This window comes from Paenibacillus sp. GbtcB18 (genome assembly GCF_019091125.1).
In the GTDB taxonomy this organism is placed as follows: domain Bacteria; phylum Bacillota; class Bacilli; order Paenibacillales; family NBRC-103111; genus Paenibacillus_F; species Paenibacillus_F chitinolyticus.
Window position 1 is genome coordinate 130,945 of sequence record NZ_JAGXJX010000001.1, and the last position, 24,501, is coordinate 155,445.

21 protein-coding genes are annotated in these 24,501 nt (G+C 47.5%); 13 read left to right on the forward strand and 8 right to left on the reverse strand.

Going from position 1 to position 24,501, the window contains the following annotated elements; genetic code table 11:
- The first annotated feature begins 78 nt into the window (after positions 1–78).
- The 5 genes from KVT34_RS00645 (at position 79) to spo0A (ending at position 5,197) form a co-directional block, all read left to right on the forward strand.
- Positions 79–549 (forward strand): hypothetical protein, encoded by a 471-nt coding sequence (locus KVT34_RS00645; protein ID WP_217556172.1) that lies wholly within the window; start codon positions 79–81, stop codon positions 547–549.
- Positions 546–992: a transcriptional regulator AhrC/ArgR gene (ahrC, locus tag KVT34_RS00650; RefSeq protein WP_042228619.1), complete on the forward strand. Its 447-nt coding sequence runs from the start codon at positions 546–548 to the stop codon at positions 990–992. Before KVT34_RS00645 ends, ahrC begins: the two co-directional genes overlap by 4 nt.
- A 32-nt stretch (positions 993–1,024) precedes the next feature.
- Positions 1,025–2,761, forward strand: coding sequence for a DNA repair protein RecN (gene recN, locus KVT34_RS00655; protein ID WP_217556173.1), 1,737 nt, complete (start codon positions 1,025–1,027; stop codon positions 2,759–2,761).
- A 111-nt stretch (positions 2,762–2,872) separates the two neighbouring features.
- Positions 2,873–4,207, forward strand: coding sequence for a SpoIVB peptidase (gene spoIVB / locus KVT34_RS00660; RefSeq protein ID WP_217556174.1), 1,335 nt, complete (start codon positions 2,873–2,875; stop codon positions 4,205–4,207).
- A 195-nt stretch (positions 4,208–4,402) separates the two neighbouring features.
- The gene (spo0A, locus tag KVT34_RS00665; RefSeq protein ID WP_217556175.1) at positions 4,403–5,197 is read left to right on the forward strand and encodes a sporulation transcription factor Spo0A; all 795 of its coding nucleotides are present in this window, start codon (positions 4,403–4,405) and stop codon (positions 5,195–5,197) included.
- Positions 5,198–6,010: 813 nt separating this feature from the next.
- Here the strand turns inward: spo0A and KVT34_RS31655 are convergent.
- Complete coding sequence (locus KVT34_RS31655) at positions 6,011–6,175, reverse strand: helix-turn-helix domain-containing protein (protein ID WP_309244049.1); 165 nt, start codon at positions 6,173–6,175, stop codon at positions 6,011–6,013.
- Positions 6,176–6,290: 115 nt separating this feature from the next.
- Here KVT34_RS31655 and KVT34_RS00675 point away from each other — a divergent pair, with 115 nt between their 5' ends.
- The 5 genes from KVT34_RS00675 to KVT34_RS00695 all read left to right on the forward strand — a co-directional run bounded on the left by KVT34_RS00675 (position 6,291) and on the right by KVT34_RS00695 (position 14,474).
- Positions 6,291–7,127 carry an SHOCT domain-containing protein gene (locus KVT34_RS00675; RefSeq protein ID WP_217556176.1) on the forward strand — a complete coding sequence of 279 codons (837 nt, stop codon included), beginning with the start codon at positions 6,291–6,293 and terminating at the stop codon, positions 7,125–7,127.
- 297 nt (positions 7,128–7,424) lie between these two features.
- Positions 7,425–7,880, forward strand: coding sequence for a DinB family protein (locus KVT34_RS00680; protein ID WP_217556178.1), 456 nt, complete (start codon positions 7,425–7,427; stop codon positions 7,878–7,880).
- Between the two features lie 209 nt (positions 7,881–8,089).
- Entirely contained in the window at positions 8,090–8,629 is a 540-nt protein-coding gene (locus KVT34_RS00685; protein ID WP_217556179.1) for a hypothetical protein, read from the forward strand.
- Positions 8,630–9,022: 393 nt separating this feature from the next.
- Positions 9,023–10,081, forward strand: coding sequence for an Ig-like domain-containing protein (locus tag KVT34_RS00690; protein WP_254634493.1), 1,059 nt, complete (start codon positions 9,023–9,025; stop codon positions 10,079–10,081).
- A 34-nt stretch (positions 10,082–10,115) separates the two neighbouring features.
- Positions 10,116–14,474 carry a polysaccharide lyase family 8 super-sandwich domain-containing protein gene (locus tag KVT34_RS00695; RefSeq protein ID WP_217556180.1) on the forward strand — a complete coding sequence of 1,453 codons (4,359 nt, stop codon included), beginning with the start codon at positions 10,116–10,118 and terminating at the stop codon, positions 14,472–14,474.
- A gap of 846 nt (positions 14,475–15,320) precedes the next feature.
- Here the strand turns inward: KVT34_RS00695 and KVT34_RS00700 are convergent.
- The 4 genes from KVT34_RS00700 to KVT34_RS00715 all read right to left on the reverse strand — a co-directional run bounded on the left by KVT34_RS00700 (position 15,321) and on the right by KVT34_RS00715 (position 18,449).
- The gene (locus KVT34_RS00700; RefSeq protein ID WP_217556181.1) at positions 15,321–16,334 is read right to left on the reverse strand and encodes an LLM class flavin-dependent oxidoreductase; all 1,014 of its coding nucleotides are present in this window, start codon (positions 16,332–16,334) and stop codon (positions 15,321–15,323) included.
- Positions 16,335–16,340: 6 nt separating this feature from the next.
- On the reverse strand, positions 16,341–16,637 hold the full coding sequence (locus tag KVT34_RS00705) for a DUF3219 family protein (protein ID WP_217556182.1): 297 nt from the start codon (positions 16,635–16,637) through the stop codon (positions 16,341–16,343).
- Positions 16,638–16,843: 206 nt separating this feature from the next.
- The gene (locus KVT34_RS00710) at positions 16,844–17,800 is read right to left on the reverse strand and encodes an LLM class oxidoreductase (RefSeq protein WP_217556183.1); all 957 of its coding nucleotides are present in this window, start codon (positions 17,798–17,800) and stop codon (positions 16,844–16,846) included.
- A gap of 337 nt (positions 17,801–18,137) precedes the next feature.
- Positions 18,138–18,449: an ArsR/SmtB family transcription factor gene (locus KVT34_RS00715; protein WP_217556184.1), complete on the reverse strand. Its 312-nt coding sequence runs from the start codon at positions 18,447–18,449 to the stop codon at positions 18,138–18,140.
- A gap of 90 nt (positions 18,450–18,539) precedes the next feature.
- Here KVT34_RS00715 and KVT34_RS00720 point away from each other — a divergent pair, with 90 nt between their 5' ends.
- On the forward strand, positions 18,540–18,935 hold the full coding sequence (locus tag KVT34_RS00720) for a hypothetical protein (RefSeq protein ID WP_309244050.1): 396 nt from the start codon (positions 18,540–18,542) through the stop codon (positions 18,933–18,935).
- 71 nt (positions 18,936–19,006) lie between these two features.
- Here KVT34_RS00720 and KVT34_RS00725 read toward each other — a convergent pair whose 3' ends face one another.
- Positions 19,007–19,930, reverse strand: a complete 924-nt coding sequence (locus tag KVT34_RS00725) for a S66 peptidase family protein (protein WP_217556185.1) — start codon at positions 19,928–19,930, stop codon at positions 19,007–19,009.
- Positions 19,931–20,262: 332 nt separating this feature from the next.
- On the opposite strand from KVT34_RS00725, the gene KVT34_RS00730 reads away from it, so the two are divergent.
- Positions 20,263–20,727, forward strand: coding sequence for a DUF6884 domain-containing protein (locus KVT34_RS00730; RefSeq protein WP_217556186.1), 465 nt, complete (start codon positions 20,263–20,265; stop codon positions 20,725–20,727).
- Positions 20,728–21,112: 385 nt separating this feature from the next.
- Here the strand turns inward: KVT34_RS00730 and KVT34_RS00735 are convergent, their stop codons facing one another.
- Positions 21,113–22,945: a UbiD family decarboxylase gene (locus KVT34_RS00735; RefSeq protein WP_217556187.1), complete on the reverse strand. Its 1,833-nt coding sequence runs from the start codon at positions 22,943–22,945 to the stop codon at positions 21,113–21,115.
- Positions 22,946–23,262: 317 nt separating this feature from the next.
- Here KVT34_RS00735 and KVT34_RS00740 point away from each other — a divergent pair, with 317 nt between their 5' ends.
- Complete coding sequence (locus KVT34_RS00740; protein WP_217556188.1) at positions 23,263–23,712, forward strand: FixH family protein; 450 nt, start codon at positions 23,263–23,265, stop codon at positions 23,710–23,712.
- A 73-nt stretch (positions 23,713–23,785) separates the two neighbouring features.
- On the opposite strand, the gene KVT34_RS00745 is transcribed toward KVT34_RS00740, so the two are convergent.
- The gene (locus tag KVT34_RS00745) at positions 23,786–24,385 is read right to left on the reverse strand and encodes a biotin transporter BioY (RefSeq protein ID WP_217556189.1); all 600 of its coding nucleotides are present in this window, start codon (positions 24,383–24,385) and stop codon (positions 23,786–23,788) included.
- Between the last annotated feature and the right edge of the window lie 116 nt (positions 24,386–24,501).

Sequence of the window (24,501 nt, forward strand, 5' to 3'; positions counted from 1 at the left end):
AAACACTTGGAAAAAGACGTCACAGTCAAAAGGAATCCCCGCCTCGCTTAGCGAATAGGTACGTCGAGGTGATCCGGTATGCAGCACGGGGATACGCTTATCCTAATTTTGCTCTTAGGACTTCTCGCAGCATGGGCCGGCATAAGTTTCCGAAAGTGGCTGTATGAGCCTTACGCTGATTCGTTCCAACCTATCCGCATTACGGACTATAACGAAGTTCCGGAAGACGATGATGTCGTCGAACTTCTGATCGGTGCCGGGTTTGACGTGGTGGGAGGGAAAACCAAAATCCCGATTTCGATGACCCTGAATCAGAAGGAAGAGCTGTACAGCCGCCTGTTTATCGACTATTTTGCTGAAAAAGAGGACAATCTGTATCTCGTCAAGGTGGCGCGCGAACGCAAGCCGCTCGAGATGACAGGAAGCGCTATCCGCGACATGCTGCTGGTGTACTCGCTCCTCGTGCCGGAAGCGGCCGGAGTGCTGTACGTGGACATGAACGGACGCAAGATTAAACAAATTACGTTTCACATTGAGGTGTTCGAATGAAAGGGCAACGCCACGTTAAAATCCGGGAAATCATTACGGGCCAAGAGATCGAAACTCAGGACGAGCTGGTGGAATCGCTGCGCACTGCGGGTTTCAACGTGACTCAGGCGACGGTTTCCAGGGACATCAAAGAACTGCATCTGATCAAGGTCCCGCTTGATGACGGAAGATATAAATATTCGATGCCGGCTGATCAGCGCTACAATCCGATGCAGCGGCTCAAACGGGCGCTAAGCGATCATTTTATCAACATCGATTTTACCGAAAATCTGGTTGTCATGAAGTGTATGCCCGGAACGGCAAACACGATCTGCGCTTTGATCGATAATTTGGAATGGACTGAAATCATGGGGACGATATGCGGGGATGACACGATTCTGATCATCTGCCGGACGAAGGACGTCAGCCAGAAAGTCGTGAATCAGATTATGTCGCTGATCTGACTCGGTCATGCAGCGAATTCAGGGGAGGACCTATGCTCACAGAACTGTCTATCCGCAATTTGGCGGTTATCGAATACGTTCACATCGGATTTAAATCCGGCTTTCATGTTCTGACGGGTGAGACCGGCGCCGGTAAATCCATCATTATCGACGCGCTGAGCCTGATTGTCGGCGGCCGGGGTTCCTCCGAATTGGTCCGCTACGGCAGCGAGAAGGCCGAGATCGAGGCTGTTTTCGAAATCGGCGAAGGACACCCCGTATGGACGACGCTTGCCCAGCTCGGCATCGAAGCCGAGGGGGAGGAGCAGCTGCTTATCCGCCGCGAAGTCACGGCAAGCGGCAAAAGCTCCAGCCGGATCAACGGCCAGCTCGTCAATTTGACGATGCTGCGCGAAGTCGGCGGATGGCTCGTCAATATTCACGGCCAGCATGAGCATCAGTCTCTTCTCAAATCGGACGAACACATCCACTGGCTGGATGCTTACGGAGATAAAGAGGTGGGTCCTAATCTGGCGGCGTATCGCGAATCGTACGACCGCTACACGAAGCTCCGCAAAGAGCTGAGGGCGCTCCAGGAAACGAGCAAGCAGTCCTTGCAGATGATCGACCTGTACCGTTTCCAGGTGGATGAAATCGCCGCGGCTTCCTTGAAGGAGGGCGAGGACGTCACGCTGGCGGAGGAGAAAAGCAAGCTGGCGAACGCCGAGAAGCTGTATTCGAGCGTGGCGGCCTCCTACGATACGCTGTACGGCGCGAGCAACGGGCTGGAAGCCATAGGCAAGTCCATTGCCCGCATTCAGGACGTGGCGGCCATTGACAGCGCGGGAATCGCTCCTCTGCTGGAGCAGATGCAGAGCGCTTTTTACCAGCTGGAGGATGCCGCTTACCAGCTCCGGGATTACCGCGACGACATCGAGTTTAACCCCGAGCGGCTGGACGAAATCGAGCTGCGCCTCGATATGATCGCTTCGCTGCGCCGTAAATACGGCGACACGATTGCGGAGATTTTGGCGTACAGCGAGAAAGTAAGCGGAGAACTCGCCACGATCGAGAACAAGGACGAGATTATCCAGAAGCTGCAGGAGAAGCTCGATCGTGAAATCGTCCAGCTCACGAAAGCGGCCCGGAAGCTGTCCGATTCCCGCAAAAAAATCGCGGACCGTCTGGCCGGTGAAATCGAAACGGAGCTCCGCGACCTCCATATGGAGCGCACGCAGTTCCGCGTCCAGGTGTCGCATACCCCGGTTCCCGCGGGTGGCGGAGGGCTGGAGATCGGCGACGAGCCCGTTAAATTCACCCGGGACGGAATCGACCTTGTCGAGTTCCTGATGGCGCCGAACCCCGGAGAGCCGCTCCGCGGACTCAGCAAAATCGCATCGGGCGGGGAGCTTTCCCGGATCATGCTCGCCATGAAGAGTATTTTCGCCCGGCTGGACCAGATCCCCGTACTCGTCTTCGACGAAGTGGATACGGGTGTCAGCGGACGTGCGGCTCAGGCGATCGCGGAAAAGCTTTCGCTGCTTTCGCGCAGCTGCCAGGTCTTTAGCATTACGCATTTACCGCAGGTGGCATGCATGGCCGACGTACATTTTTACATTCATAAAGAAGTACAGGGCGAACGCACGTTTACCCGCGTGACCGATCTGGACCGCCGCGGACGTATCGAAGAGCTGGCACGGATGCTCGGAGGCGTGGAAGTGACGGAAACGACCCTTCACCACGCTCAAGAAATGCTTGCTTTGGCGGATGAAAAAAAGTCAAGGAACTAACTGAGGGCTCTAGAAGCATTTGCAGTTATAAAACGAATGGAGGGAGGATACCTTAAGGGTACGCATTTGACGAGGGTTCGTCAGGGCAAGAAAGCAGAAGGAGGGTGTCTTGTGAAATCGAATCGTCGTAGAAGATTCATTGGTCTCCTGCTCGTTTTCTTCGTTTGTATCCTAAGTGTATCCGCCCCTTTCCAAAGCTTCGCCTCCTTCCCCGATGAGCTCCGGCTTTTTAGCGGGCAAGCCAAAGAACTCAGGCTTTCCATGCCGGTAAACGCCATGCTTACGGTGGAAGACCCCGAAATAGTCAAGGTTAACGGGAACTCCCGGCACTCATTTCGAGTTAATTTGAAAGATCCGATTTCCCTCCAGTCCCAACAGCAGGGCTACACCGAGATGAAACTGAAGCTGTTCGGAGCCATTCCTCTGAAGACCGTTAAGGTCAATGTCGTGCCGGATCTGAAAGTCATTCCCGGCGGGCAAACCATTGGCGTCAAAATCAAGTCAGCCGGCATTCTGGTTGTAGGCCATCATCTGGTTGCCGTGACCGAGAAACAGAAGATCTCGCCGGGGGAAGAAGCGAAGGTGCAGGTCGGTGATTTGATTGTTGCGATCAACGGTAGTCCCTCTGCGGACGTGTCTAAGGTATTCGGTCTCGTCAATAAAGCCGGTCAAAGCAAGAAGCCGCTGGAACTGACGGTTCAAAGAGGTCAACAGCGCTTCGAACTGAAGCTGAAGCCCGCGTATGACGTCGTGGATAAGTCGTACCGGCTCGGCCTGTACATTCGCGATTCCGCGGCCGGAGTGGGCACCCTGACCTTCTACGCGCCCGAGCAGAACGTTTACGGCGCCTTGGGTCATGTGATTACCGATATGGACACGCAGACCCCGATTGTGGTCGGCAGCGGCGAAGTCGTTCACTCCAACGTGACGTCGATTGCCAAAAGCCAGAACGGCGAGCCGGGCGAGAAGCATGCGCAGATTTTCCGGGACAGCAAGGTGATCGGGACGATTGAGAAAAATACTCCGTTCGGCATTTTCGGCAAAATGGATGAAGCGCCTGATTATAGTTTATCCCGAACGCCGATTCCGGTCGCATTCGCGGAAGAGGTAAAAGAAGGACCGGCTCAAATTTACACGGTCGTGAACGGACAGAAAGTGGAGAAGTTCGATATCGAGGTTGTGCATGTAGCCAAGCAGGGAAGCCCCGCAACCAAGGGGATGGTCATCAAAGTAACCGACAAGCGGCTGCTTGAGAAGACCGGCGGTATCGTGCAGGGGATGAGCGGAAGCCCGATTATCCAGAACGGCAAAATGATCGGAGCGGTCACCCACGTATTCGTGAACGATCCGTCCAGCGGATACGGCTGCTTTATCGAATGGATGCTCCAGGATGCAGGCATTCTGCTCCGGCCCGAATCGGATGCGAAAGGACTGAAGGCGAGCTAGCCTTTGGTTCTTTTTTTGTAAACGATTTGTCGAAAAATGTTGAAATACCAAAATAAAACTCTATTATAAAATAACGGCTCACAAAAATAAAGAAAATAATTTTTCGACAGAAGGAATTTGATTTGGCGTGTCGAAATGATAAAGCAAGGAATTAGAAAACCCTCGATTTTTTTACAAATAAAGGAGGCTTTCAAGTTGCAAAAGATTCAAGTTTTGTTAGCGGACGACAACCGAGAGTTTACACATTTACTTTCCGAATTTATCAGTGAACAGGAAGATATGGAGATTGCAGGCATCGCCTATAACGGAAACGAAGTGCTCCGTTTTATGGAATCGCAGAAGGATGTGCCTGATATTCTCATTTTGGATATTATCATGCCTCATCTGGACGGCCTGGGTGTACTCGAGAAGCTTCGCGAAATGAACTTAAATCCGGCTCCGCGGATCATTATGCTCACGGCCTTCGGCCAGGAGAATATTACGCAGAAAGCCGTGCAGCTTGGCGCCTCCTATTATATTTTGAAGCCGTTTGACATGGAGGTTCTCACGAACCGCATCCGTCAACTGGTGGGCAACCAGCCGGCTGTCACGTCGTCCAGTTCCATCAAAGCGAATGTCGTTCAGATGCCGAAAAGCAAAAATCTGGACGCTAACATTACGACAATCATACATGAAATCGGCGTTCCTGCGCATATTAAAGGATATCAATATCTGCGCGAAGCGATCACGATGGTGTACAACAACATCGAAATTCTCGGCGCCATCACCAAGACGCTATACCCCGCCATTGCGGAAAAATATAAAACCACCCCGAGCCGCGTCGAACGCGCCATCCGTCACGCGATTGAAGTCGCCTGGACGCGCGGCAACATCGACAGCATCTCATTTATTTTCGGCTACACCGTGAATATTAGCAAATCGAAGCCGACGAATAGCGAGTTCATCGCGATGGTCGCGGATAAGCTGCGGATTGAGCATAAGGTGTCGTAAACTGCGTAATGACGCGGGTTTTGAGACGCTGTCCAAACGATCGTTCGCATAAACTTTCGGCCATTGGCGCGGAGATTCCGAAAAACTTTACGTTGCGCCTCCGTTTCTTTGCAAAACTTTAACGGCGTATAGACACGCTTATTGCTATACGATAAACTTTATGTTTACAATCGCCCTTGACCGAGATTCTCGGAAGAGGGCGTTATTTATTACGAAGAAATTCTAGCTAAAGCGCCAGGTTTAGCGATATATCAATCGTGCTGACGCTCTTTCTTTATATCCAAAATATTCCTTCTCGTAAATGAACAGATGGCAGCTATTTTACTATATAGGTCTATGATAACTACTGGGGATGAAAGTAAAGCTGCCGAGGTAACTGAGCGCTTTGCAAAGGCCAGAAAAGGTATTAGGGAATATCATTATAAATTAGGGCCTTCGCGAAAAAACACGGTCTAGAATATAACGCAAATTTAGTTTAGTTGACGCTGCTCAACGGATTTATCCGTAATGGGTGGCGTTATTTTTTGTCTCCGTGTGCGAAAACGTCCCGGTCGGCAACGTCATGAGTAAAATACAAAGGAGGTACTAGGAGTCGAAACCTAGCAAGTAAGACGCTGGTGGGTTACGAGCAAACTTAAAAGTTGTTTGGTGTTTACTTGACTTCCTCGACCTGTCTCCCTGCTTCCAACGAGGTTAGAGCTTGCATTATCTTCTTCTTATCAAATCGTTCTTCAAGTGTTTTCATTACCCCCGAATCTAATACATCGACGGGATTTACTTCTAAAGCGACAATCACTTTCTCCAACGTTTCCATCAAATGTTTCGTTCGCCGCGCTCAATATCTGAAATATATGTAATATATATACCGGATTTTTCCGATAAAGATTCTTGTGTGTAGCCCTTCACTTTACGAAACGTTCTGATGCGTTCACCGACGAGTTTTAGAAAATCAGATGACATTAGCTCACGCTCCTTCATTAAAAGCGAAGGTTAGGTAGGCCACACTGTAACAGGGTTGCGGATTTTATTGAAAAAATTCGTATATGAACGATAGTACAAAAAGTATTTAAAACAACAACTTGGAGGTCATAATATGTATGGGGTTCTTAGTGGTATTTCAGCAATCTTCGCATTTATTTTCTTTTTTGTAATTCTTGCAACTCGCGGCGGTGGCAACTATCCAATTTTAGCATGGGTACTGTTTATTGGATTTGGAATTGGTTCGTGGTACTGCTATAAGAAGAATAAAGAACTTGAAGAAGAGAAAATAGCACAGATGCGGTATGAAACGGATGATAGGTTAAAGCGTATTCCCAACTACAAATCGTCACAACAGTACACATCGGCAAACGGAGATGTTACATTATCTATCGACGAGACGAACAAGCAAATATCATTCGTATCCCTTAAGTTATACAAAGATAGAGTTTACAGCTATCATGATATTTTGAAATCTGAGATTTTGACTGATGGTATCAGTGTTACTTCTACGAATAGGGGCAGCCAATTAGGAGGAGCGTTGTTAGGCGGTTTGCTTGCTGGCGGAGTAGGGGCATTGATAGGAGGACTTTCTGGCTCGACGACAAGCCAAGAAAAAGTGAAGAAGATTGAGTTGAACGTGATTGTTAATGATACAGCAAACCCGATATGTAAAATTGCATTTTTAGATTCGGAATATTCCGCATATGCAAAGGACAGTCAGGCATATAAAGATGGCTACAACACAGCATATCATTGCCATCAATTAATCGGTGTGCTAATCAGGCAAGCCGACGAGGAGGATAAGCGAAAAGAGACTTCAACGGGTAGCAATAATTCTCAAGGGAATATGGCCGTTGCTGATGAACTTAGAAAACTTGTCCAGCTAAGAGATGAGGGAATAATCAGCGGAGATGAGTTTGAAGCACAGAAGAAAAAGTTGATAGGTTAAAGCGAATAAACCAGTAACAGAAGAAGATCTGTTACTGGTTTATTATTTTATCAGGCGATGTATGATTATTGTTTGATTAGCTCTCTTAACTGCCTGATGATTTCCGTATCATCCCAATCATAATACTTCTCGCCGCATTGAGAGCATCGTGCGCCTTTCAATGCGTGTTTCGCCTTGGAAGTGTTATAGCAACTAGGAATTCACCCAAAAAAAGGTTGTTTTAGTTCATTCAAATGTTTAAACTAACGGATAACAGCAGGTTCAAGTAATCGATGAGACGAAGAGGGGGAAACCGAAATGAAGACGATCAAGTCCATGATGGACCACCTGTACTGGGCAGACGGACGTATTCTGGACGCGCTCGAAGAGAGTGAGACGAAGAACAAGGACCTTCTGAAGCTAGTTCGACACGTCGCGGTCGCGGAACGAGTCTGGCTGTCCCGATTGCAGGGCAAGGGCAGCGCGCAGTATTCGTTGTGGGAGGAAGCGGAAGACCTGACGGCGATCCGGACGATGTTTGAAGAAAACGCCGAGCAATATCGCGTCTATATCGAAGGGCTCGAGGAATCCGAGCTGGACGAGATGATCGACTATGCGAGCCTGATCGGGGATCCGTTCCAAACGTCCGTCCGGGACATCCTGTTGCAGGTCCTCTTACATGGGCAATATCACCGGGGACAGATCAACCGGGCACTTCGGATCGAATCGGCAGAACCTGTCCAAGTCGATTACATCACGTTCGCGAGGCTCTAACGGGGCCTAATAATCACCGTTACTCGGAATGGGATTGGCATTGGACTAACGGTAAACGTTAGTTCATTTAAACATTGTATACCCGGCCTATATCATAGCTGGGTATGCTGCATTTTGGAGAATCCTGCAAGGTAAGAAAATCACAAATGTTAATAAGAAAATATTTCTTGAATTATTCCATGATAGTACCTATGAGGAGGATAGGGGTTATGTTTTCTGCACCCAATAAACTCGATGGGGCAACGGTTTTAGCGTATACATTCATGAAGACCAAAGAATTAGGTTATGTTTGTTTTCAAGATGAAAATGGACTAATGCATGATGTTTTAATCCAGGCACTTTCTATAGCACAGTACGATAACGACAGAAGCTATAATAAGTATTATTTATTTTCATGCGATGAAAATTGGAACGTCATAGGGGATTCCCTACATTATTCGTTAGACGAAGTTTTTAAGTGTGCTGAAAATTCTTATGGTATTAGTCCGAATCAATGGATTCATGCAAAGTATATGCCATATTCATATGAAGATTTAGAAAGAGATTTAGCTATTGGGCGTGAAGTGGAATTTAAATATATGGGTAGAGAATATTCAATAACTAATAACAAAGCTGGATGGTACTTGTCAGAGCCTAATTCCAAATACCAAATGTTTACAGATGCAATTAATTTGCTCGAAAAAGGAAAAATGGATGGGAAGCACTTAAAAGATATTTGGAATGATGTTGAAGTTACAACCATTTTCTAAATAAAAGAGAAATTTCATCATCGGCTATCCGCACTCAAATCCTTACAGCTAGAAGAGAGTCAGCAATTCTACGCCGATAAACTTCTATGTACCCTACCAACCAATACCGTTATTTATTGGGTTTACAAAAATCCGATGAAGGGCGGTATTTTTTATGATGACAACTCTCAAAAAACAAGTACAAATGAGGAAGTAAAGAAAATTTAATCAGGTCATATGAGTCCTGTTAAATTGCTAAAGATGCCAGCCTAAGGTAAAAAATCGACATAATAAAGTCAAAATCGTTCACGATAGAGCAAAAAAATGAACTATGAGGTTGCTAAATAGTTCTCTATGATGGTTGAGAGGAATTTTTTTTCTTGTACATTCAGAATGAGAGAGGAGCAAAGTGGAATGACTTCGATGAGCAAAAGAATCTCTGTATTTCTGGTTTTTTGCTTTATGATGCAGGCGCTTTCATTTGGGACGACAGTCCATGCAAGCGAACTGCAGCCGGATTTGGTTTCAAATGGGGGATTTGAAAGCGTAAAGTCTGGGGCAGGAAAGTGGGAAGCCGGAGTTGAACCCGTTGGTTGGGGGTTATGGTTAGCAAGCGGAACAGGAAAGGTCTCTGTGACCAAGGATGTTTACCATACAGGGACTCAAGCGGTCCAGCTTGAACATGCGGCACTGAGCAGAACGGGTCTTTCTCAAGATTTACCGATTACGGGTGGACAAACCTATAAACTGAGCGTTTGGGTAAAAACGAAGGATGTCAATTCGGGCATCGGCGTATTTGTTAGAACGCAGTTTTTTAAAAGCATCAAAGGTCTTGACGGGAAAACACAGGATGACAAGATAGGGCCCGGGCCCTCGACGGAGGAATTAACGGGAACCCAGGACTGGATGAAGCGGGAAGTCATCCTATCCGCTCCAGTGGAAGCGAAATATATCCGGCTGGAACCGTTTTTCGAAACGGGGACAGGCACGGTATGGTTTGATGATATTTCTTTAGTCAAATGGAACAGCGTGACGGGCCTGACGTTGGACCAAACGAACGTAACGCTGGAAAAGATGCAAACTGCCGTCTTAACGGCCAAGGTGACGCCTGAAAATGTAAGCGGTTTATCGCTCCAGTGGCGTGTAGATAACAAAGATGTTGTGCAAGTGGAGGCTCAAGGTCCTCTTGCTGTTCTGACCGCTCTGAAGCCGGGGAAGGCGATCGTAACGGTGATGACAGATGACGGTGCTTTTGCGGCGACAAGTGAAATTACAGTAAAAGAAGCAAGCATCCCGGGTGATCTTACGAACGATGGAAAAATAACCGTCGGTGATTTAGCCATGGCGGCCGCACATTTCGGTAAAAATGCTAGCAGCCCGGATTGGGATACGGTAAAGGCTGCTGATGTGAATGGAGACCATAAAATCGATCATAGTGACCTGATGTGGTTCACGGAACGGATTTTTCCATAAGTCAGTTAGATGAACGAAAGGAGTGTTTATTTGCATGAAAAAATCCATTTTACAGGTTGCAGTCATTGCTTTAACGATAGTGGCGCTCATTTTTACCTCTTATCCCGTTTCTGTTCAGGCCCAGCAGCCGGACCCGATTGATTCCATGAGGGAGAAGTGGCTTGCGTTTTTGACGGGCGGCCAGCAAATCGATTTGAACGATGAAGATATCCGTCAAGCGGTGGAGACCAACGCCAAAAAGGTAACCAACGACCAAAAAAACGGCTTTTGGGACCTGCTCCTTAAAGACCCGGCCCGCAAATCGTTGTGGGCGGATTATGCAAGTACGACGGATTCGAGCCATATTACCCTTTCTTATAACCGGTTGAAAGACATGGCGATTGCTTACTCGACTCAAGGCTCGAACTTGTACCGCAATGAGCAGCTAAGACAAGATATTATTGCGGGTTTGGATTGGATGTATACAAATCGTTTTAATGAGAATAAAGCGAAATACAATAACTGGTGGGACTGGGAAATCGGATCCCCGCTGTCTCTCGGCGATATCATGACTTTAATGTATGATCACCTTTCTCCTGAGCAAGTTGCCCGTTATACCCGAACGATTGACAAATTTATACCCGATCCCACCTTACGGCTGGGCAGCACATTGAAAGAAACAGGCGCAAACCTTTTGGATAAAGCACTGGCGGTACTGATTCGAGGCGTTATTGGCAAAAGTGAAACGAAAATCGTTCAGGCGCGCAGCTCCATTAGCCCGGTATTCCCGCCGGTAACAAGCGGCGACGGTTTTTATTCCGACGGTTCTTTTATTCAGCATAACAATATTGCGTATACCGGAAGTTACGGAAGCGTTCTGCTTGGCGATATGGCTAAGCTTTTGACGATATTGAATGATTCGCCTTGGCCGATTCAAGATCCAAACTTGGCGAATACATACGATTGGATCACCAATTCGTTCGAGCCGCTCATTTACAACGGACATATGATGGAAATGGTTAGCGGGCGGGCGGTATCGCGGTTTAACAACAATACCCGCGGAACGGCGTGGACCATTAATCGGATGTCACAATTTGCTCCTCCTGACCTTGCGGCCCGTTACAAAAGCATGGTCAAAGAATGGGTTTTATCGGATACGAGCGTGTCCAACAAATATGAGGGCATGCCGATTCGGGATCTTGTTCTTTTCAAAGCCTTAATGAAAGATACTTCTGTCGTGCCTCGCGGGGATTTGATTGTTCATCATCAGTTTTCGGCGATGGACCGTGTTGTTCATGCGCGGGAGGGATATGCCTATGCGATTAGCATGTCGTCCTCGCGGATTTCCAACTATGAGGGGGGAATCAACGGCGAGCATACGAAGGGCTGGTACACGGGCGACGGCATGACGTATTTGTACAATAACGATGCCGCTCAGTTCAGGGACGCGTTCTGGCCGACGGTGGATTCCTATCGGATGCCGGGAACAACCTCTGACGGCTTGCCAAGGACAGGCAGTAAAGTAACCTCTAAAAGCTGGGTCGGCGGAGTATCGATGGACCAGTTGTATGGTGCGGCAGGAATGGACTTGGCTCCGCCAGGCAGTAAATTAACGGGAAAAAAATCGTGGTTTATGTTCGATAACGAGATTGTTGCGTTGGGAGCGGGAATCACAACCTCCGATAGCCGTAAAGTCGAAACGATTGTTGAGAACCGGATGATTAATTCGGCAGGAGATAACAAGCTGATTGTGAACGGCGAGACGATGCCGAGTAATCTGGGCTGGTCCAAGAATCTTACAGGAGTGAAATGGGCCAACTTGCAAGGTACGGCAGCCGGAGCCGATATCGGCTACTATTTTCCCGAAACGGCAAATGTCAGCGCTTTACGGGAGGCGAGAAGCGGATCGTGGAGAGATATTAATCCAACGGGCCCGACGGACACCATCACGCGTAATTATGCAAGCTTAGCGATTGATCATGGAATCAAGCAGACCGATCAATCTTACTCCTACGTGCTGCTGCCTACTTTAAATGCGGCGACTACCCAATCTTATAGTGAAAATCCGGATGTGCGTATCTTGAGCAACACGGCGAAAATCCAAGCGGTTCAAGAAACCAAATTGGGCTTGACCGGCATTCACTTTTGGGAACCGGGGACGCTGGATCGCGTACGCGCTTACCAGCCTGTTTCGCTCATGATGAAGGAAAAAGGCGATGAGCTTACGATCTCGGTGTCAGACCCGACGCAATCCCAGTCCAAGGTGAAAGTGGAGCTTGCGGCCGCCGCCTCGCAGGTGCTTGCAAGTGATCCTAGCGTTAAAGTATTGCGGACGCTGCCAACCCTGCAGCTGGAAGTGGATACTAGAGGGTCTTTGGGAAAAAGCCATACGATTCAATTGAAAATTAACCCGGATCAGGAAGTGGAGCTTCCCGGGGAAACCGATTATGAGCCTGACCCGGCCGCAAAGGTTCGAATTCCGGTCACGGAAGATACATTCGTCAATGGCGGGACGGATGCGAACAACAATTTCGGAACAAGAGGATTTCTGAATATTCGAAACGGAAGCGGCAACACGGACCGCAAAGTTTTTCTGAAATTTGCGCTGCCTTCCTCTATGCAGGAAATTCATTCTGTGAGCCTTAATGTATATGGGGAGACGAAAGACGGAAGCGGTAATATCTCGGATATTGGCGTTTATGAGGTGCCTGACGATAGCTGGTCAGAAACAACCTTAACTTTTGCGAATAAGCCGGCCCCAGGTAAACAAATTGATGTGGCTACGTTCACAACACCGGAGCAATGGCGTAAATTCGATGTGACTCCGTTCGTGACGGCACAACAGCAAGGGGACAAAGTGGCAAGCTTCGCTTTACAGCAGGTCGGAAGCAACTTGGCTTCAACGATTCGAAGCCGCAAAAGTGAAGAAGGCAAATACCAAGCTTATTTGGAAGTGCTTCTTAAAGACACGAAAGCGCCTACAACCTCCGTGCGTGTCGATGGAAATAGCGGAGCCGATCAAGAGAATTACAAGGACGTGACCCTACACTTTACCGCGGTGGACGATCCGAACGGTTGGGGTGTTTTGAGGAGCGAGTATCGAATCAATGGCGGGAAATGGATGGCAGTCAAAGCAGGTCAAGTCATTATTCGAGAAAAAGGTGTGCAAAACATCGAATATCGCTCGATAGACAAAGCCGGCAATGTGGAAGAAGCACAAAAATTGACCGTCGTCCTAGCCAATGCGGATACTGAATTGAGCGGAAATCAATCCGTAGTTAAGGGTGAGCCGCTGATTGTGACCTACCGAATCAAAAAAGCTGTGAGCGATATGTATGCCCACGACTTGACGCTCGATTTTGATGCTCAAGTGCTGGAGTTTGTGTCCGCCGAGTCTATGCAAAGAGGCGTCTCCATACTCAAGTCGAAGGCGGAAGATACCGGACGCTTGAGGCTTGCGGTTGCCGGCGAGGGACAAGAAATTCAAGGGAACGCCGATTTATTGAAACTTACATTTAAAGTAAAAAAAGCAACGGATGCTGTAAACGGCAAGATTGAGGTAGTCCAAGCGATCCTTGCCGATAAACAGGGAAGCGAAATGACGGTGACACCGAGTTCCCTTCATTTTAGCGTCCAGGCTTCAACGGAAGGGCCTGGTCCGGTTAAACCTAACCCGGGCGATAACGGAAACGGAACTGATAACGGCAATGGTAACGGTACCGATAACGGTAACGGAAATAGCAACGGTAACGGAAATGGTAATGGAACTGATAATGGTAATGGCAACGGAAACAGCAACGGAAACGGTACTGGTACCGGTACCGGCACGGATAATGGAGGACATGTACAGCCCGAAATTCCAACGGACAACACAGAAGCAGTTGTTTTAAATGATTTGAAGGGTCATTGGGCAGAAGAAAAAATACAAGAAGCTGTTAAAAAAGGGTTGATTTTAGGATACCCGGACGGATCATTCCAGCCGGACAAGAAAATCACGCGCGCCGAATTTACCTCCTTGCTCGTTAGAGGATTAAAGCTGAAGGAAGAGACCGAGCTTACGTTCAGCGATCACGATCTAATTAATCATTGGGCAAAGTCGGACATCGCGAAGGCGGTTAAAAAGGGAATTATCTCCGGTTATGAAGACAACACATTCCGTGCTGAAAAGGATATAACGAGAACAGAGCTTACGATGATGGCGGTGAAGTCTTTGAATTTGGCGGAAGAATCTCCAGAGTTAATATCCTTCGTTGACCAAGCCGATATTCCCGTCTGGGCACAGGGATGGGTAGCAGCCGCAGTAAGCAAAGGCCTCGTTACAGGTCGGGATAACCAGACATTCGCCCCTTTGGCACCGGCAACTCGTGCGGAGGCGGTTGTCATTCTTCTGAATTTATTATCCTTGAGGAAGTAGTTCAGACTCGAAAAGAGCAATTTATATTGAAAAAGAGAAAGTGGAACTTCTCACGTAGATTTTTACGATGGTAATATCCCCTTACGGTAGACAACGAAATGAAGACCTCTGCCAAGATGTTCTTTATGTTGTCTACCGTAAGTTTTTTTATGGGTAAACAAGGTCGTACGAATATCGCGAAGTTGCCTCAAGAGCAAGTCAGATGAATTTGGAAAAGTTGAATAGGTTACATAGCGGGCTCAGTAAAGAGTTGGAACGGGCGAACAATCGAAGATATAAGCTAATCTTGGATCAAACCGATAACGGACCCAGAATGCCCCAGTCCATATATAACCTGAAGCTTCGTTGTACGCTACACTAATTGGATAGAACCAGAATCTCTCTCCAGTCCAGAGCTGGACATAAGTTAGTTTATATAAGCAGGGATTTGGTTGTACGAATGCAGGAGGATAAGGAGGCGGCGGGGGTTGTAAAAATGACAATTGATTACACTCCTTTGATCAGGTATTCATTAAAAAATCATAGTTCAAGATATGTAGGTGAATAACTATTGACTATGCTGATGCCTATTGACAGTCCCGAATTTTGAGTTCCGTAAGCCGCTAGAATTTATTTATATATTTTTAAATAAACAAGTAAATGCTCTTACCCAATTTACTTATTACACCACACGAAACTTTATAGTCTATAAGCTTCTTTTAAATTAAAAAAAGTCGATTCTCACGTTTTGAGAATCGACTAGTTTCCTCGTAATAGTTGTTTTTATTCTCCATTTATAAAATTTCCGTATACGGCAAGCTCCCCCAAGCTCAAGAGTTTTGAGTTATCATTTTCCTTTTGCACTTCCTATTCAAAGGTTTTCTTCGCAAATATCTCTTTTGCAATTAGTTTATAGGATTGAATCCGATCTTTCGGAGAGTACGTAATTGTGTTGATCATGATTTCATCTGCCTGATATTTAGATTGTAACTCCATTAATTTCCGTTTCACCTCATGAGGATTGCCGATGATCATGTTCTGTCTCATTCTGTTTAACGAATCCGTTTCTTTTTCAGTTATCTTGTATTGCTTAGCTTCTTTAATCGAGGGAACACGTTGATGTCCCTCCCCTTTATCTGTTTGCAAAGACCAGATGAGAAAGCTTTCTGCAATTTCTTCTGCTTGTTCCGTAGTTTCTCCGCAAATGGCTGAAACAGTTACGATGACTTGTGGAGCCTGTGCTTCCTTTCTTGGTCTAAAAGCATCTCTATATGCCTGGATGATAGCTATCCCATCATTGTCGCTCATAAAATGACCAAACGTATACGACATGCCATTTCTTGCTGCAAGTAACGCACTTTTTTCGCTTGTACCAAGAAGCCAAGGCACAGGCGGATTTTCAGGTATGGGAAACGCGGAAATCTTCGAATACTCGTGATCTGCTGAAAAATCATCCTCTAAAAAATAGATTAATTCTTTCACTAACGCAGGTAACTCCCAAACTTTTTGCAAAAAGTTGTCAGATAAAGCGTTCGTCGCTTCAGCTGATCCACCCGGCGCTCGTCCTATCCCTATGTCAATCCGATACGGAAATAGAGTAGCTAACATATTAAATACTTCTGCAACTTTATAGGGTCGATAATGAGGTAACAAAACAGCCCCAGAGCCAATTCGGATTCGATTCGTGTTAGCCCCGATATAACTTAACATCACTTCAGGTGCAGAGCAGGCAAGTCCAGGTAAACCATGGTGTTCGGCAATCCAATATCTTGTATATCCTAGTGCTTCTCCAGCTTGCGCTAACTTCATTGATTCAATCAATGCATCATTAGCTGTTTGATTTGAAGATATGGGGGATTGATCTAATATACTTAATCTCATTACAACTCAGCCCTTTGCTTCATGACCTACTTCCATCAAAGTCAATTTATATTGTCCGACTTGGTCCTTTACGTACAAATTAGTAAGGGAAGTAGAATATTCATAAATGGTTCCCCTAAATGTTAAGTCTCTCTCGGGAATCTCCACGTCAAATGTTCCGCTATAGAGCAAAGTCGAAATGTCATGATATTCTTCACTTGTTACGTTAAAATCAACTGAAACTTTATACAATCCATTTGTTTTTTCTTCCTGATAACTACGTAAATAAATCAAAGTGCCATTCAAGAACATCTTTTTCACCAAAAAAAACACTCCTTCTTCAGTTAACATTAAAAATACAAAATTGGATAAGAAGTATATTGATTTATTCAAAAACTCTAACATTAATTGAAACTGAACATTATATGTTTTTTCTGTTAAATACACATATAATGTCCAGTTGATCCTCGTAGCCTTTTTATCGTGCCGCTCGCTGATTTAAGCCATTTCTCGTAACTAACAGAAAAACTTTATGCTTCTTTATTGGATAATGCCGGGAAGAATGGAACCACTTCCTCCCCTAATTCTTGGATTACCTCTTCAACCGGCCGCTGACCATATTTCAAGTTGAATGTAAGATGGTTTACACCGATTTCTTTTAAAGCATTGAGGTAGTCAATTAAAAATTGATGTCCAGTTCTGAATCCTAAGTGTATAGGAGTGGGATCTTCATTCGGGTTCTCTGATAAATCTATATATAAAGACTGACTAAACGGCTTAAATATATTTGTTAATGTACGCCATTCTTTAATAAGCGCTGCTTGATTATTTATATTTCGTGGGTAATAAAACCAGCCATCACTGTTTTCTGCTATCCATTTTGGCGTCTGCGTCGAATGACCCGTTACAAAAATTGGAATAGCTTTCAATTCCGGTTTGGGTAACAAATCGCCACCCTGAAGGTTCAGACTTGGTGAATGAATTTCCGGAAATTCTTCATTCCACACTTTTCTCATGACATGCAAAGATTCTCGAAATAAATTACTCCGTTGTTCTCGGTCTACTGAAAACGCTGAAAACTCGCTAGGGCGATCACCCGTGGCAATTCCAAGAACAAGTCGTTTCCCAGAAATTCGATCAACAGAAGCTGCTGCTTTTGCCACGTGCAGCGGATGGCGTAGCGTTGTGACAATACTTCCGGTACCCAATGAAATCTGTTTTGTATGGGCAGCCAAGTAACCAAGAAAAACCCATGGATCGTATAGCTGTCCTGCATCTCCAAAACTTGGGACATTTAACGGCACATCTCTAACGAATAATGAAGCAAAGCGCGCTTCTTCTGCTTTTTTTGCCAAGTTCATTTGATGTTCCAAATCCATCTCCGCGATACTTCCCTCATAAGACTCTAAAGGGAAATACAACCCGAGAGTAAGTTCCTTCTCTTTAAACATGTTTGAATAGCCAATATGTGAAGCAAATTTATCCATTTTTCTTATCCTCCGACCATGAATGTAGTTAGTCAATAAAGCAGAAAGCACAAAAGTACACATAATGAATCAACATATTACGAATTGATGATATGAAACAAAATAATAATATGCACTCCTACACATTAACAAATTTAAATATATCAATATATTGGGTGAATAAAAGAGGATGTCCCTTTATGATTCCAACCAAGACTCCCAATTAAAGCACCGTATTTTATTTTTTCATTACTCATTATTTATACTCCTTTCTAAATTTATAGAATTATATTGTTATATTGCAAATTGTGAATATTTTCTTTGAAAAAAATACTGAAAACAGATTTGAAACCTGGATTCAGTTTTTTTTAAATTCTTTTTTCAAAGATAACCCTACTTGATTGATTGCATCTTCGTTTCTTCTGTAATAAGTCCATTTGCCAATGCGAGTAGCTGTAATTAGACCAGCTCGTTGTAATATTGCAAGGTACTGAGAGGCTGTCGACTGATTCATACCTAATTTCTCCGTGATTTGACTTACACAGACCCCAATTTCTTCAAGATCAATCCCTTCTTGGGGAGAGAAATATACTGCCGGATTCTTTAACCATTCTAAGATTTGCAAACGAGCCTCATTTGATAATGCTTTAAATATTTCAATTTGCTCCATAGGGACATATTACACTAACATATTGCAATTTGTCAATGCAATGAACAATCCTTTATTCGAATTGATTCCATACAGCCTGAAGTGGATGAAGTGGCTCAAGATTATATCAGCATAGAAGATGAGGAAAATATCCGCTTGGCGTTAAAGTATTTTAATTATACGATGTTATTTATAGCCGATGAACCGGAAAACCAGCAGACCAAAAACTTTACGCTCAAACAATATGTGGATTTTGTCAAAAAGAAGGCCGCTATTTCTAACGAAGATATTGAGGAAAAACTTATGACAGTGTTCGGATTTGACGCTGTGCAATTGACTTACAAAAACCATCTTGACTGGGACAGCAGAACCGATACTCTAATTGTATTCAAATCGAATCCCAAATTTTATACGATCAGGAACTCATCCTATACGGATACTTATAAAAGTTCGCTGGAGAATTTTGAGCAATTAATGGAGACGATGAAATTTAACGAAAAGCAGTAGATACTATGGAACATGGAACAAAACACAAAAAAGCTCACTCCCGCCCTTGCGGCGGAGTGAGCTTTTTACGTTCAGTACCTTACAGCCGCCTCCAGCAGCGTTAGCGCTGCGGCCGACGCGTTCAAATTCACATTGGCGCCGATCGGGATGGCGGCTTTGTAGAGGCCGTGCGCGGAGGCAAGGTTGGTCAGCAGCGGTTTTCCCAAAGGGACGATCACTTCGGTGATCAGGTCCTCGTATGTCTTGCCGTAGGCGGCCTCGCAGTTGGTGCATTCGCCCATGACGATACCGGCGCAAGCCTGGAGCTTACCGGCCAGCCGAAGCTGGTCGACGTAGCGGTACACGCTGTTGACCGGCTCGTGCGTTTCTTCCAGAAGCAATATTTTTCCCGTGGTGTCGACTTCAAAAGGCGTTCCCAGCGACCCCACCAGGGAGGTGAGGTTTCCACCGATGATCGGGCCGGAGACGTTACCGGGAACTCGCCCGATTAAAGGGGTGCCCGGAGGGTTCTCGATGGGGCGCGGGGCCGTAAGGGAGGATGTCGCCGTAAAAAATTGCTCGAAATTGTACGACGGCGTGTCCGGTCTGAAATCAATGAGCAGCAGGCTGTGAAACGTAATCAGATCCGCCAGCTTGTAGAGGGCGTTGAGCAGGACGGTTATGTCGCTGTAGCCCGTCACGATTTTGGGATTTTGCCGGATAAAAGCATAATCCAGGTACGGCAGGATGTCCGCGACGCCTACGCCGCCTCTTGTCGGCAGGATCATTTTCACGCGGGGATCGGCGTAGACCGACATAAAATCTTCGGCGCGTTCCCGGTCCGTTCCGGCGAGATACCCGTTTACGGAGTACACGTAGCGGCCCAGAAGAACGTTTAGCCCCAAGCTTTGCAAATAGGCAATCCGTGCCTGAATGGTTTCGGCGCTCAGCGGACTGCCCAGGGTGACGATTCCGACTGTATCGCCGGGCAATAGTGCGCCTGGCTTGATCGCCATAGAACCGCCTCCTTTCCCGCTCGTTTATTACTAACGTATGAGAGAGGGAGGGGGAATAGGCTAGCAACTTGGGTGCAGCCGTATGTTTACATCCGAAGGGTAGAGGCCAAGCGCCCTATAGTCTTCTGACGCTGTATCATACACGGGCATCTTCACGCGTTGAGAAGACCACTGCGCATTTCTGTACAATATGGCGAAACGTAAATTCCGTCTGCCTCTGTACGGTTGTCTCTGTACGGTCAATTCGCCTGAACTGATCCGATTTCGGGGGCGCCGGAGGATGATCTCTGATACACTTAAGGCAAACTCACCTGAATGGAGAAGCTCAGACTATGCAATCCGACACCTTGTGCATTATCCCTCCCGGCAAAAGAAAAATATGGGAACGGGATGCGACCCACGGACCGGCATCGGCGAGAGACGCTTACACCGGGACCCTGAACCGGAAAGCGCGTGCTTACGCGGAAGCGAGCGGCTGCGATTGGGTCATTTTATCCGCTAAATACGGCTTCCTGACGCCTGCGGATACGGTGCCCGGCAATTACGACACGGATTTCGGAACCGCGAATGCCGGCATCATCTCTTCGGACGAACTGGCCCGGCAGTGGGAAGAGAAAGGCCTTCACACCTACAGCCGGATTGAAGTGCTGGGCGGCAAAAAGTTCCGCCCGATTATCGGGGCGCTGGCAGGTACGGCAGCCGTTTATTTTCCTCTCGAAAACAGCCGCGGAATCGGAGATATGCTGCACCTGCTCGATGCTTGGACAGAACGGCTGCTGAAAACGGATGACGAATAACGCGGACGTGGAATGAAAGTCCCATGAACGATTCAGGCGATGACATGCGTATCGAAAAAAACCGAAGAATAAAGCCGGCCGAAGGAAAAACTGCACCACAAAAGTAACCCGAAAGAATGAAGCGTCTACCGAAAAACTCCGAAGTTGGACGCTGTTATTTTTCGCGATTGTCCTGGCCGAATACGGTTGAGCTGTTAGTCCCGCTGATATGTTCCCTTCTGAACATAAAAACACCACAGACCCAGGCCTGTGGTGCTGCACATAAACGGTGTTTCGCTGTGGTCGGTTGACCACACGGTTTGCTGCTTATATGCAGCAAACCAATGTGAAAACCGAAACGGCTTTCAGGTGCGGTCGCATGAACAGTTGAGCTTGCCGCTACCGATCAGCCCTTAACGACTCCGCCCAAGCTTGCTCCCGGAGCAAACAGCCGCCGGATATTCCTCTCGACCTCCGGATCGGGAACGAGAGGCGGGGCCTGATGCGGCTTAACACGGGCGTCGATGATGACGTTGTCGCAGGCCCAGTGCTTATATTCATAGGCGCTGTTCACGCCGTATATATCGTGCGACGGGTTGCTGCGCGTAAACGTGGCCCACAGAAAATTGGCGAAGTCCGCGCTCAGGAACTCGCTGTCGTCGCACAAAACGATCATCGGGCAGCTTGGGAGCGGTCCTTTGCCCGCAATGGCGCCGCACAGATGCTCCAGCTCCGACGAAGCCTTCTCGTACGTCTCGAAGGCAGGTCCCCGCATCGCGACAACCCCCGGCATGATGAGCCTCGCCTCTGCGAACGGAGAAAGTTCCGTCAGAGCAGGGGGGACTTCCGTGCACAAGTCCCTTTTCTTATCCCCGTAAGCGGCAAAAAGCACCTTGCTTCCGGTATTCAAGCCCGTACCCGAATAATCGAGCGTATCGATAGTGGTGTTCGTGTAAAAATGAATGTCGCGCCTCAGATCGATCCGTTCGAGGATGTAGGCGAGAAAATCTTTTTCTTTATGGGTATCAAGCGGCTGCTTGTCTTCCGCCGTCATAAACAAATACTTGGCGAGGCTCAGCTGACCTGTGCCGAGCACCCGGTTGGCCAGCGTTAGAATTTCCGCAGGCTGCTTGACCTGCTGATAGGGCGTGTACCGTTCGCTGCCGATCGCAAACAGAAGCGGATGCACACCCGCCGCATCGACGGCATGAACTTCTTTGACGCCGGGAATCTCCTGCTTGATCGCATCCCCAGTCAACTCGTGTATGAGTTCACCGAACGAGGTGTCCTCCTGGGGAGGACGTCCGACGACGGTAAACGGCCAGATGGCGTTTTCCCGGGCGTACACTTTGTGCACGCGCAGAACGGGAAACGGATGCGTCAGGCTGTAGTAGCCGAGATGGTCGCCGAAAGGCCCCTCCGGTTTCGTTTCGCCGGGATGAATTTCCCCGGTAATGACGAAGTCCGCATCGTGGCTGATGCAGTAGCCCTCCGCATAACTGTAGCGGAAGCGGCGTCCGGCAAGCAGGCCGGCAAACGTCATTTCGCTCAGGCCCTCCGGCAAAGGCATAACCGCCGACAGCGTGTGAGCGGGAGGTCCGCCGACAAAGATGCTTACTTTTAAAGGAGCGCCCTGTTTGTTGGCCTTATCTTGATGAATGCCGATGCCCCGGTGAATCTGGTAGTGCAGGCCGATCTCCTTGTCCGTTTCGTAATCGTTGCCGGTGAGCTGGACGCGGTACATCCCCAGATTGGAGTTCATGATGCCCGGTTTCTCCGGGTCCTCCGAATAAACCTGCGGCAGAGTGACGAAAGCTCCGCCGTCCATGGGCCAGTGCTGAATCAGGGGAAGATCGGAAATCGAGATTTCCCTGAAGTCCGCGGGAAGGCCGGATTTTTTTAACGGAAGAGCCTTAAAAGCGGCCAGGCCGTTGCCCGCGGTTTTGAACGGCTGCTTAAGCGCCTTGACGGGATCGTTGCGGAGGGCGATGATGTTTTCGGCATCCTGCCATGTATGTCTGAAAATAAATTTGCTTCGTTCCAGCGTGCCGAACAGGTTGGAAACCGCCTGGAATTTCGAGCCTTTGACCTTTTCGAACAGCAGGGCGGGACCTCCGGCTTCATAGACTTTTAAATGAATGGCCGCCATTTCCAGGTAAGGATCGACTTCTTCTTTGATGCGGATCAGGTGTCCGTTTTTCTCCAAATCAGCTATGCAGTCTTCTAAATGGGCGTACATGGTCGATAGTCTCCGTTCTCTTGAGGTCGGCTGTTTACGCGAGAGACGCCAGCCTTTAAAATCAGTTAAAGCCAATTTCGCGCGGGTGTCAAATGAATCCGTCCGGATTTTCGGAAACGGGTGGAAATAGTCACTTTTCATCTGGTTTTAAAGTTTTTTTGTGTTTGCTGTAATAAAAGTCGTTCCGTGTAACATTTTGTAAAAAAAGCTTGTTTAACAGGCTTAAATCTCCTATTCTAAAAGAGTGAGAACGCGTGGATACGAATAGAAGGTTACCGCGGCCCGTCAAGCTAAACGGATAACCGGAGGCGTCTACTATGAAAAAAATACTCGCATTAACCGCTCTGGCCGCTTCATTGGCGCTATCGGCCTGTTCGCAGACGGCAAGCACTTCTGGCGGGACCAAGCAGGAATCGGCGGACGCGCTAACCGTGACCATCATGGCGCCGGAAAAAGTGCCGCTGAACCAGGAAACCGTTCTGAAGGTAGAGGTCAAGCAGGGCCAGGAGCCCGTCAAAGATGCGGGAGATATCCAGTTCGAAATCTGGAATATCAAGAACGTCGATACCGCCGTAAATGTGGTTGCAACCTACGAGGACAAGGGGGTCTATAGCGTAAAAAACACGTTTAAAGAGGACGGGATTTATTTTGTCCGGACTCATGTAATCGCTCGCAATCAGCACATCATGCCCAAGCAGAGAATTATTGCCGGCAACGTGTCCGACGAAGAGATCAAGACGTTTGAAGAGAATGTGAGGAAAAAATAGCAGTGCATGTAAAAAAGCCGGATCTGCGGAAGCAGACACGGCTTTTGCTGTGCAACGCGGGGCCTTGGCACCGTTATCTGGAAGCCCATGCGCTCTCCGCACCGACCAGACGGGAAACGGGATACATTCTCCGGACGGGAAGGACGATCAAAGCCCCGATAAACGCTTTTACCGCATCGCCGGGGAGATAAGGGATGCAGCCGACGGACAAAGCCTTTGTCAGGGTCATGTTGGAAACGACGTGGGCCATCCAGGGCACACCGGTAACGTAAAGCAGCAGCGAACCGAATACGAAGAGAGTCACGAAAGTAAGCACGAAAGCGGTGACTCCGCTGCCTTTGATACGCGGAACAATGAGGCCGATGAACAGAGCGGCGAAAGGATAAGCCCAGATAAACCCGCCTGTCGGACCGAGAACCAGATCCAGCCCTCCTCTTCCGTGCAAGAGCGGAAGTCCGAGAGCCGTTAAGCCTACTACAAGGGCGATGCTGAAAAAGCCGTAGCGGGCGCCCAGCAGAGCCCCTGCGAGCATGATGGCGAAATTCGCAAGCGTAAAAGGAACCTGGGAAAAGCCGAATTGAATATTGACGAAGCTTAGCGCAACAAGCAGGGCCGCAAACATGGCGCTGAACGTAATCCCGCGTACGGTGAATGACGAACGTTTCAATTGCATCTTCTCCAATCATTTGTTAACTTTGTATTATGTATTTCGGTTGACAATCCGCATTGTAGCATAGCAAGGGCGGTTTTGTGAATAGGTTGTTTGTGAACAGGTTGGAGGTATTGCAC

Excerpts from the sequence above, each read along its gene's own strand:
- KVT34_RS00700 (WP_217556181.1), bottom strand. The coding sequence starts at position 16,334 with ATGAGATTAAGTATATTAGATCAATCCCCCATATCTTCAAATCAAACA.
- recN (WP_217556173.1), top strand. The coding sequence starts at position 1,025 with ATGCTCACAGAACTGTCTATCCGCAATTTGGCGGTTATCGAATACGTT.
- KVT34_RS00645 (WP_217556172.1), top strand. The coding sequence starts at position 79 with ATGCAGCACGGGGATACGCTTATCCTAATTTTGCTCTTAGGACTTCTC.
- KVT34_RS31655 (WP_309244049.1), bottom strand. The coding sequence starts at position 6,175 with ATGAAGGAGCGTGAGCTAATGTCATCTGATTTTCTAAAACTCGTCGGT.
- KVT34_RS00735 (WP_217556187.1), bottom strand. The coding sequence starts at position 22,945 with ATGTACGCCCATTTAGAAGACTGCATAGCTGATTTGGAGAAAAACGGA.
- KVT34_RS00685 (WP_217556179.1), top strand. The coding sequence starts at position 8,090 with ATGTTTTCTGCACCCAATAAACTCGATGGGGCAACGGTTTTAGCGTAT.
- KVT34_RS00740 (WP_217556188.1), top strand. The coding sequence starts at position 23,263 with ATGAAAAAAATACTCGCATTAACCGCTCTGGCCGCTTCATTGGCGCTA.
- KVT34_RS00675 (WP_217556176.1), top strand. The coding sequence starts at position 6,291 with ATGTATGGGGTTCTTAGTGGTATTTCAGCAATCTTCGCATTTATTTTC.
- KVT34_RS00725 (WP_217556185.1), bottom strand. The coding sequence starts at position 19,930 with ATGGCGATCAAGCCAGGCGCACTATTGCCCGGCGATACAGTCGGAATC.
- ahrC (WP_042228619.1), top strand. The coding sequence starts at position 546 with ATGAAAGGGCAACGCCACGTTAAAATCCGGGAAATCATTACGGGCCAA.
- KVT34_RS00745 (WP_217556189.1), bottom strand. The coding sequence starts at position 24,385 with ATGCAATTGAAACGTTCGTCATTCACCGTACGCGGGATTACGTTCAGC.
- KVT34_RS00730 (WP_217556186.1), top strand. The coding sequence starts at position 20,263 with ATGCAATCCGACACCTTGTGCATTATCCCTCCCGGCAAAAGAAAAATA.
- KVT34_RS00695 (WP_217556180.1), top strand. The coding sequence starts at position 10,116 with ATGAAAAAATCCATTTTACAGGTTGCAGTCATTGCTTTAACGATAGTG.
- KVT34_RS00710 (WP_217556183.1), bottom strand. The coding sequence starts at position 17,800 with ATGGATAAATTTGCTTCACATATTGGCTATTCAAACATGTTTAAAGAG.
- KVT34_RS00715 (WP_217556184.1), bottom strand. The coding sequence starts at position 18,449 with ATGGAGCAAATTGAAATATTTAAAGCATTATCAAATGAGGCTCGTTTG.
- KVT34_RS00690 (WP_254634493.1), top strand. The coding sequence starts at position 9,023 with ATGACTTCGATGAGCAAAAGAATCTCTGTATTTCTGGTTTTTTGCTTT.
- KVT34_RS00680 (WP_217556178.1), top strand. The coding sequence starts at position 7,425 with ATGAAGACGATCAAGTCCATGATGGACCACCTGTACTGGGCAGACGGA.